Origin of the sequence: Marivirga sp. (assembly GCF_024636815.1) — a bacterium.
GTDB lineage: Bacteria > Bacteroidota > Bacteroidia > Cytophagales > Cyclobacteriaceae > Marivirga.
The window spans coordinates 1-9,356 of record NZ_JAGXGF010000146.1 but is presented as its reverse complement, the minus strand read 5'-3'; the positions used below and the strand labels follow the sequence as shown (position 1 = coordinate 9,356).

Sequence of the window (9,356 nt, the reverse complement as noted above, 5' to 3'; positions counted from 1 at the left end):
GATAAAGGACTCCAAACAAAAAAAATCATCCAGAAGGGTGATTGGGATGTGGTGGTTTTACAAAATCATAGTAAGAGCACTGTTGAGAATCTAAAGCAATTTAATGACTATGGCAATAAACTAATTCAATTAGTTAAGGAATCTGGTGCTAAGGCGGTTTTATATGAAACTTGGGCCAGAGGCTATAATCCACTGATGATAGACGCTATAAAAAATGGATATCACTCCTTAGCAGAAAATCACCAATTAGATGTGGTGCATATAGGAGAAATTTGGCAAAAAGCTTTAGACTTAAGACCAGATTTGAGATTGTATGATCCTGACAATAGCCATCCATCTACTATAGGAACCTATTTAATAGCTTGTGCTTTTTACAGTTATTTGAGTGGTAATCCTTCGAAAGGCTTGGATAAAAGGATTTCAAAATTAGATGAAGATCAGGAGTTGCTTTATCTATCCATCATGAGCGAAGACAATGCAGAGTTTCTTCAAGAGGTAGTGGATTCATTTAATAAACGGATAGATGATGAATAAATTAAAAAACGTCTTACCGTTAATACTAGGTCCTTTACTCTTTCTATTGATAGAGTGGATTGGAAAACCGAGTAGTTTGAATATAGAAGCATTTCATGTGTTAGCTATTACTGTTTGGATAGCAACATGGTGGGTAACTGAAGCTGTTCCAATTTCGGTAACAGCTCTCCTACCTATTATTTTGTTTCCATTAACAGGTGCAGTCAGTTTAGAAGAAACTACTATAGCTTATGGTCATCGGTATATATTTCTCTATTTGGGTGGGTTTATGATTGCAATAGCAATTGAAAACTGGAATCTACATAAAAGAATAGCGTTGAATATCATTGGTATAATTGGATCCGATATTTCTAAAATTATTCTAGGGTTCATGATAGCAACCGCTTTTTTATCAATGTGGATATCCAATACGGCCACTTCAGTAATGATGCTTCCAATCGGAATGGCAATTGTTAAGCAATATAAAAGCGTATCTGGAGATGAGAAGTTGGGGAATACAGTTGGTAAAGCTTTAATGCTTGCGATTGCCTATAGTGCTTCAATTGGAGGCTTGGCAACCTTAATTGGTACACCACCCAATTTGGTTTTAGCAGGAATATTAGAAGAAATCTATGGTTTTGAACTGATGTTTGTGGACTGGATCAAATTTGGTTTACCAATTTCAATTGTTCTATTATTTATTAGTTGGAAATACCTGACGCGAATAGCTTTTAAATTTAAAATGGAAAAATTACCAGGAGGTAAGGCAGAAATCAACAAAATGATTAAGTCTTTAGGCAAAATCAGGTATGAAGAAAAGGCGATTTTGATTCTGTTTATATTGACGGCAACAGCATGGATGGGTCGATCTCTGATAGAAAAAGTAGTTCCTGCTATAGATGATACTATTATCGCTATGATTTCAGGAATCTTACTTTTTGTAATTCCTTCAAAAGATAGAAGTAGAAAGTTAATTACTTGGAAAGAAGCAGTCGAACTTCCCTGGGGTATAATACTACTATTTGGTGGAGGAATGGCCTTGGCAAAAGGATTTACATCTACAGGTTTGGCGGTATGGATAGCTCAGCTAATGACTCAGCTTAACGGATTACATATGATCCTATTAATTCTTGTTTTGGTGGCATTGGTAAATTTCCTGACGGAAATCACCTCAAATTTGGCGACCACGGCAATGATTTTACCAATATTAGCTCCGATGGCCTTATCATTTAACATCCATCCATTGATGATAATGACTAGTGTTACAGTGGCGGCATCATGTGCCTTTATGTTGCCTGTAGCCACACCTCCTAATGCTGTGGTTTTTGGTTCAGGGTACTTGACTATCCCTGATATGGTAAAAACAGGAGTAGTACTTAATTTCATATCCATCTTCTTGGTTACGATTGCTACTTATCTGCTATTACCTTTTTTATGGGATATTGATCCATCGGTATTCCCGGAAATTTTTAAAACAAAAAATGTATTAATTGAATAAATAAACAAAACAGTTATGTTAAAACATATTTTAAATCCAGTGAATATCCTCCTAAGCCTACTATTTTTAGTTAGTGCTTGTGTAGAGGAAGAAGTTGTAACGGATCAGAATTTTAGTTCTGATAATTTTAGTGTCCTGAAAGTTTCAGAAGGAGATAATCGGATAGAATCAGGTGAAAGCGGCATTTCAGCATTTGAATTAAAACTGAATGTTGTTTTTTCTCATGCTGTCGAGCCTACTGCAATTGAAGAGAATTTAAGTGTATCAGGGGATGCACAATATTCAATCTCTTATGACAGTTCAAATTCGGTGGCTACACTGAATTTTGAATTATTGGAATATGAAACGGAATACGTTCTTAATTTACCTGCAGGTACTTACGGTGCTAATGGCGAAAGTACGGAGGATAATTTCTCAATCAATTTTACTACAAGACCTTTTATTACGCCAGTTGTAACGCTCTCAACTGACAATGAAAGCCCAGAGGAAGGAAATTCAACTGTTATAACTGCAAACTTGAGTGAAACTACCACTGCGGATGTTAAAGTAGGGATAGAAGTTACAGGTACGGCCATTTCAGGTGAAGATTATGTATTAGCTGCTACAAATATTATCGTTCCAGTAGGCGAAATTTCTGCTTCAGTAGTTTTAGATATTACAGATGATGAATTAGCTGAAGGAGCAGAAAGTATAGAGGTTCGAATTGTGAGTATCGAAAATGGTAAGAATGAAGCACCAGAACCGCTAATTTTTTCTATTGTAGATAATGATGTATTTACAGATTTAGAACTAAAAGGTGTTTTTGCTTTGAGATGGTCAACTGAGACAAGTGGTAATAGTGGAAAAGCTGTTCATCTACGGGCTAAAGCTGATATTGCGGATCTTAGTATTTATAGTATAGGTGTTGCAAATAATGGTGGCGGAAGCGATAGCATTGAATTTACTTTACCTCAAATGGCTGTGGCTGCGGGCGAAGATATTCTCTTAGCCAGAGAAGATGCCGCTTTTTTAGCTTACTTTGGAAATGGCACTTCAGAATTTGAACATGTTATCCAGACAGATGCTATGAATCAAAATGGTGACGATGCCATTGAACTATTCAGTGGTACTGCAGTTATTCAGACTTATGGAGACGTAGATGTAGATGGTACTGGCATGCCATGGGAGTATTCAGGTTCATGGGCTTATAACTTTGGCGATGAGTGGTATTATGGAGGAATAGATTGCGCGGCTAGTTCCACAACGGCTTTTGATTCTGATTGTACCTATCCTTTAGTTGCCAATGCATTGCAATTACAAGGTGTGATGTCTTTTGAGGCAGATCCTACCAATTCAGGAACTACGGACAGAGAAAGAGCCATTCATTTAAGAGCAAACCGTGATATTGCTGATTTAAGCATATATGGAATTGGAATTGCGAATAATGGTGGTGGTTCTGATGGAAGGGAAATGGATTTACCTGCTATCAGTGTTGCTGAAGGTGATCATATTTTATTCATTAGAGATCTAGATACAGAAACTATAGCCACTTATTTAGGAAATTGTATTGATAAATTTGACCATTTGGCAGCAGATGGCGGTATCAATTTCAATGGAGATGATGGTGTTGAATTATATAATGGAATGGATGTTATAGAGGTGTATGGTGATGTAGTAGACGATGGAACCGGTTTATTCTGGGAATACACGGGTTCTTGGGCAGTAAAAGAACAAGGTGATGTTTACACTTATGGTGGAGCTAACTGTGCAGAATTTGCTGCAACCAATGCAAGTTCCCCATGTCCATACGCATTTTGTGATTAATATTAATTTTTAAATTTAACTGAACCACTCTGTATAAATTTATACAGAGTGGTTTTTTCATTATGAAAAATTTCCCCGTTTATTTAGTGGTACTCATTATATTGTTTTCAGCCTGCAATGGTCAAAATGAAGAAGTGGGATCTATTAAAGTGATCTCCATCAATGTTGATGGAAGTAACCTTAATGGAAATCAAATAGCCGTAGGTTTAAACCCTCAATTGAGCATTGTTTTTGATGGGGCTGTTTCTAAAGAACGCTTTGAAAGTGCATTAGAAATCACAGTTAATGACCAAACTCCAGAATATAATATTGCCTATAGTAATTCCAATTCTAAGGTAACTTTAGATTTAATCCTTGAAGCGAATTCTACTTATGATTTGACTGTAGAAAGTAATAATATAGGTACTGATAATCAATTATTGAAAGAAGCTATTCAGCTTCAATTGATGACAAGCGAAAGTAATCTAGCTGCTTGCACTTCTGCATCAAACCCTTGTTTGAGACAATTTGAAATAACAATTAATAACAATTCTTATACTTTATCTTATTTTAGTAATTATCCTTTAACAGCTGATGTTAATTTAGAAAATATTAAAAATGCTATCTTTCTTATTCATGGTGCTATTCGAAATAATGATGATTATTTCAACTGGATGAACCAAACTTTTGAAAATCTATCAATTTCCAATTCGACATTACTTATTGCCCCTCAATTTAAAGATGAAAGTGAAATTAGTCAGAATAGTGATCTTCACTGGGATCGTAATGATTGGCGTGAAGGAAGTGGTTCAGAAAATGATATACCAATAAGCTCCTTTACCGTAATGGATTCAATAATCAGCAAAACTAAACAATTCATTCCTTCCTTAGAAAAAATTTTAATCACGGGTCATTCATCAGGAGGTCTATTTACTCACGTTTATGGAGCAGCCAATCAAATTGAAAACCAATTGAATTCCATCGCATTTGAATATATTGTGGCCAATAGTCAATATTTTTATTACCCAGGTGATGAAAGAGTTAATGAAAATACTCAAGAGTTTTATATTCCTGAAAATTGTGCCGGTTATAGATTTTGGCCATTAGGATATAAAGTATTGCCTGATTACTTAATTGATATTAATCAGGCTTCTTTCAATGAACAATTCATAAATAGAAAAATTCATTACTTATTAGGAAATGGAAATCAAAGCGATCCTTCCTTGAATACTTCTGAATGTGGTCCAGTACTATTAGGTTCTAGTCGTTATCAAAGGGGAGAGAATATGTTTTTTTATATGCAGAATAAATTCCCGGAAAATAATCATTTTCGAACTATAGTAAATGGGATTGGCCATAACGGGGAAGCAATGTATAAATCTGAAGAATTTAGAAATTATATCAAAAATCTGTTTTCGAATTAGTTTCAAGATATGATCGCTTAATAATTTTAAGCGATCATATCATTTTAAACTTAAACTCAGATTTATAATAATTTAATTACGAAAATCATCCCACCATTCCTGACGTTTTTCCCTTCGTTCTTCTCTCCTCTCCCTTCTTTCCTTCCGTTTTTTTCGTCTTTCTCTATCCTTTTTTCTTTTGGCTCTAGTCTCTCTAGTAATAGCATAATGTATTGATACAGAAGCCGGAAATTCAAACCAATCTTCATGGTTAATATGGTAGGCAGGCTTTACATCTGCTGATAATACCAATGGCAAAGCAGGAATTTTCCATTCTATCCCTCCTATTAAATCATATCCATAAATGGCACCATATTCTTTAAGGCTACCCACATGCATTCCTGCTCCAATAAATAAATTAAAGCCTTCTCCAGTGATTGGTAAATGATATTTGGGAAGTATGGCGAATTGAAAAGAATTAGCTTTAAAATCAGAAATGGCTTCCGCACTGAATCGAGCTAAGAATCGTTGCTTTACGCTTAAACCAAACCTGGCATCACCAATTCGTACACCAACAGCTGTACCATACTTCTGTGCTGATAAAGAAAAACTTAAAAAAATTAAAACGATTAATAATCTAATACTCATGGCTAGCAAACGAAAATGTAGATTAATTAGTATTATGAAGGAACTGTGATAAATTCACTAAAAAAAAATGCCAACCCTCAGAGGGTTGGCATTTGAATTATTATTTATCTTCTATCTTATCTTTTACCTTTGATTATTTCTACCCATCCTTTTTGTTTGTTGCCATTAACAGTCAATTGGTAGAAGTAAATACCATCTGGATTATCTCCGCCATCCCAAAGATTACTAGTTCGATAATTATTATCTCTATAAACGATAGTACCATTTCTATTGGTAACAACTAACTCAGCACCGTTATCTGGTAGATTAAGAATTTCAAAGAAATCATTCTTCCCATCATTATTTGGTGTAAAGGCATTTGGTATAAATGGAGTCCTATCAAAATCGACTGTGATATCTGAAGAACCCTCATTATCGAATACTAATCTACTTCCATCTGTTCCACATCCAAAAGAATCATAATATTCAATTTCATAGATGCCTGGTAAAAGGTTGTCAAATGTTATCCTTTGATTTGAACCAAAATCAATAGGCTCCTGAGGTAAAACATAATCAGAAGTATTATTTCCTCCCAATGGTGTTAACAAGAAGATTTGTGCAGAATATCCATTCGCACCAGATGTTGGTTCTATCAGTCTAATGCTAATAGATCCATTGGCTCTATCAGGCCTTGTAGTTGGCATAGGATTCATATCAGCTCTATCTTTTTCCACACCTGGTGGTAAATTAGGTTCAGGAACCAATTCAACACTTAATTGCGCTACTGGAGCATCGATAAAAATACTTGCATTTTCAGATTCAATGATACTATTACAATTATCAGGTTGCTGATTAAGTTTTATGATATAATCTCCTCTGGAAATCATTCCATAAATACTTTGGTCAATCACAAATCTTCCACTTTCAGGAATCGAATTCAATGTGAAAGTTTCAGTAGGATCAATATCATTTCCCTCGTAAACTTCAATATTTAATGGAATTGTTTGATCAGCAGTGATATTAAATATTTCAATTGAACCCGACTCTTGGAAACAAGCAACGTCATTCGCTACAATATCAAAAGTCGGAATAATCGCACCACCATTGATTGTTACAAAATTATCTGCTGAACATGCTTGATCGTTATCAATCGCACGTACAGTCCATCTATATCTTACTCCTTTTACAAATGGCACATTATTATCTATATCAAACTGAGAAATAATAAACTCATTACTTCCGTTAATATTAATATTTAACACATACTCAGAAGTAATAGTATCATTTACCTGATTAAGAATAATGATATAAGGTCCAGGAACATTTTCGATTGTTGCCTGGTCAATGGTCACTAAAATACCTTCTGGATCATCTACGCAATTATTTCCTGGATTTATTTCAGTTATAACCGCTCTTATTTCATTTGGAGAAACAATAGATCCGATCTCAAACGTCTCACTACAACCAGTATCATCTGTAATAGTAAGTTCATTTACGTTTCTTGATAAATTATTAATGTTGCGATCTGCATCCAATTCTACAATATCTCCATCAATAGAATATACATATGGCGCTATCCCTCCAGTTACTTCAGGTACATTAATTACACCTATTTCTTCCGATGTGGTACAACTAGCTTGTGTAATTAAAGTAATAGAACCATCTAGTTCAATTGGATCACTTAAGTTTTCAATACCCACAGCTACAGATAATTCACATTCAGATGTTCCAGCTTGATTACTTACCAATATACTTTGCCTTGCAGGTAAATCAGTTATTGGTTCACCTGATATAAACTCAGCCCATATAGTACCATCTAATGAATAGAAACCACTTGCGATGCCATCTAACTCAATTGTTACAGTACCAGTAGAATCTCCAAAACAAATCACATCAGTTTTATTTGTTACAGTAGCCGTAAACCCACCAGATCTTTCAATATTAAAGTTTCTGCTATTAGGTTCGCAAAGCCCAGGATTGATTGGGTTTGTCACAACTAATTCAAATACACCCAATGTATCAAGTTCCGTAGTCCATTGGCCTGCATCAGTTGTAATGGAATCAACAACTGCACCCGCAGTATCTAAAATTTGATAGAAATACTCACCAGCCAATTCAAAATTAACTAGTATCTGAGCCCTTGTTGTATTACAGCTAGGTTCTACTACTGTTAAATTCAATGCACTATTGGAAACCTGAGTCGGCTCGTTTATGATAATATTTTTCACTGTATCCACTTGACAACCTCCGGAATTATTAAAAGCAATTCCATAGGTGGCAGGAACTAAATCCGTAAACAGACCAGTAGTATTAGTTTCCAGCTCAGCATCAGTTGAATCTAATAAGACAAAATCAAATGTGCCATCAATGGTAACCTGAATCTGTCCAACCGGATTATCACAAGTTGCATCGCTAGTATTCACCAATGGTAAAATAGACTGCTTATTTCCAATCAATACTGAAACAGTATCTTGACAAGCATTATCTAAATCTTTCAAAATCAGTTGGTAATTTCCTGAGAAGAAAGCAGTATCAATCTGCACCAAACTCCCATTACCAGGATTTTCCACTTTAATGGAGAAAGTATCCATAACTACAGAATTGATGGTGACATCCAAACTATCCGCATTACTTACCCTTTGCAAGAATAAAAATATACTTCCATCCTGTACACCTTGACATGTAGCTTCCTCGGTTAATGTAGTAAACTTGGTGTCTTCACATTCAAAATCCAGATAATCGATGAAAACATTTATAGAATCTGCTGAACAAGCTAAGCTATCTTGAACTCTATATTTAAATTCATATAAACCAGAAGCCTGACTAGTAAAATCTACCATTGAAGTAGTTGGATTTACTGTTGCTGGCCCTGAAACAAAACTCCAAACGCCATCTGTATCCTGAGTGCCATCTAGAATTTCAAATAAATCAAAAATCGGATTTGCAGCCGTTAGGTTTTCAGTCCCTGATGGATATTCAGGTAACTTATATTCACCTGCAAAAGCTGGAATATCATAATAAACAGTTACTGTATCATTAGTAGCTTCACAAATAATATTATCATCTGTAATTGTCCATACAAACTTATTAATACCTTCTGCTAAACCAGAAACAGTAGAATTTGGATCATTCGGACTGTCGATTGTAGCCCCTCCTGTATCTACTGTCCAGGTACCAGTTTCGTTAGCAACTACTGAATTAGCATTTAAAGTTGTATTGTCTATACAAACCCCTTGATCTGCTCCTGCATCAGCTATTGTTATATCTTTTCTAGTGATTATAATAGTATCGGTATCAGAGCATTGAGTAACTGTATTTTCCAATAACCAAGCCAAGGTATAATCCCCTAATTCATTAATATCCTCAAAACCTGAAGCTGGATCATTCGCATTCAAAATACTAGCAGTTGCACCTGCTGGTTGATTTACAATAATCCATTCACCAGCTTGATCAGCACCAAGTGCATCTGCATAAAGTGTAATAGTATTTTCACAAATAGTTGAATCCATTCCGGCAACCGCAGTTGGAGGAGT

6 protein-coding genes are annotated in these 9,356 nt (G+C 35.2%); 4 read left to right on the top strand and 2 right to left on the bottom strand.

All coding sequences use genetic code 11. The annotated features are described in order from the left end of the window. The 4 genes from Q0L29_RS11005 to Q0L29_RS10990 all read left to right on the top strand — a co-directional run. Positions 1–534, top strand: a 534-nt coding sequence (locus Q0L29_RS11005) for a DUF4886 domain-containing protein (protein WP_296621610.1), incomplete at its 5' end; no start/stop codon positions are given. Next, positions 524–2,011: an SLC13 family permease gene (locus Q0L29_RS11000; RefSeq protein WP_296621608.1), complete on the top strand. Its 1,488-nt coding sequence runs from the start codon at positions 524–526 to the stop codon at positions 2,009–2,011. The genes Q0L29_RS11005 and Q0L29_RS11000, both read left to right, overlap by 11 nt. Positions 2,012–2,026: 15 nt before the next feature. Then, a complete protein-coding gene (locus Q0L29_RS10995; protein WP_296621606.1) occupies positions 2,027–3,814 on the top strand; it encodes an Ig-like domain-containing protein in 1,788 nt (595 codons plus the stop codon). A gap of 62 nt (positions 3,815–3,876) precedes the next feature. Continuing rightward, positions 3,877–5,217, top strand: a complete 1,341-nt coding sequence (locus Q0L29_RS10990) for a hypothetical protein (RefSeq protein ID WP_296621604.1) — start codon at positions 3,877–3,879, stop codon at positions 5,215–5,217. A 72-nt stretch (positions 5,218–5,289) separates the two neighbouring features. Here the strand turns inward: Q0L29_RS10990 and Q0L29_RS10985 are convergent, their stop codons facing one another. Together Q0L29_RS10985 and Q0L29_RS10980 are read right to left on the bottom strand one after the other, a co-directional pair. Then, positions 5,290–5,844 (bottom strand): hypothetical protein, encoded by a 555-nt coding sequence (locus Q0L29_RS10985; RefSeq protein WP_296621603.1) that lies wholly within the window; start codon positions 5,842–5,844, stop codon positions 5,290–5,292. Between the two features lie 116 nt (positions 5,845–5,960). Beyond that, a partial coding sequence (locus Q0L29_RS10980; RefSeq protein WP_296621601.1) for a gliding motility-associated C-terminal domain-containing protein occupies positions 5,961–9,356 on the bottom strand: 3,396 nt, incomplete at its 5' end.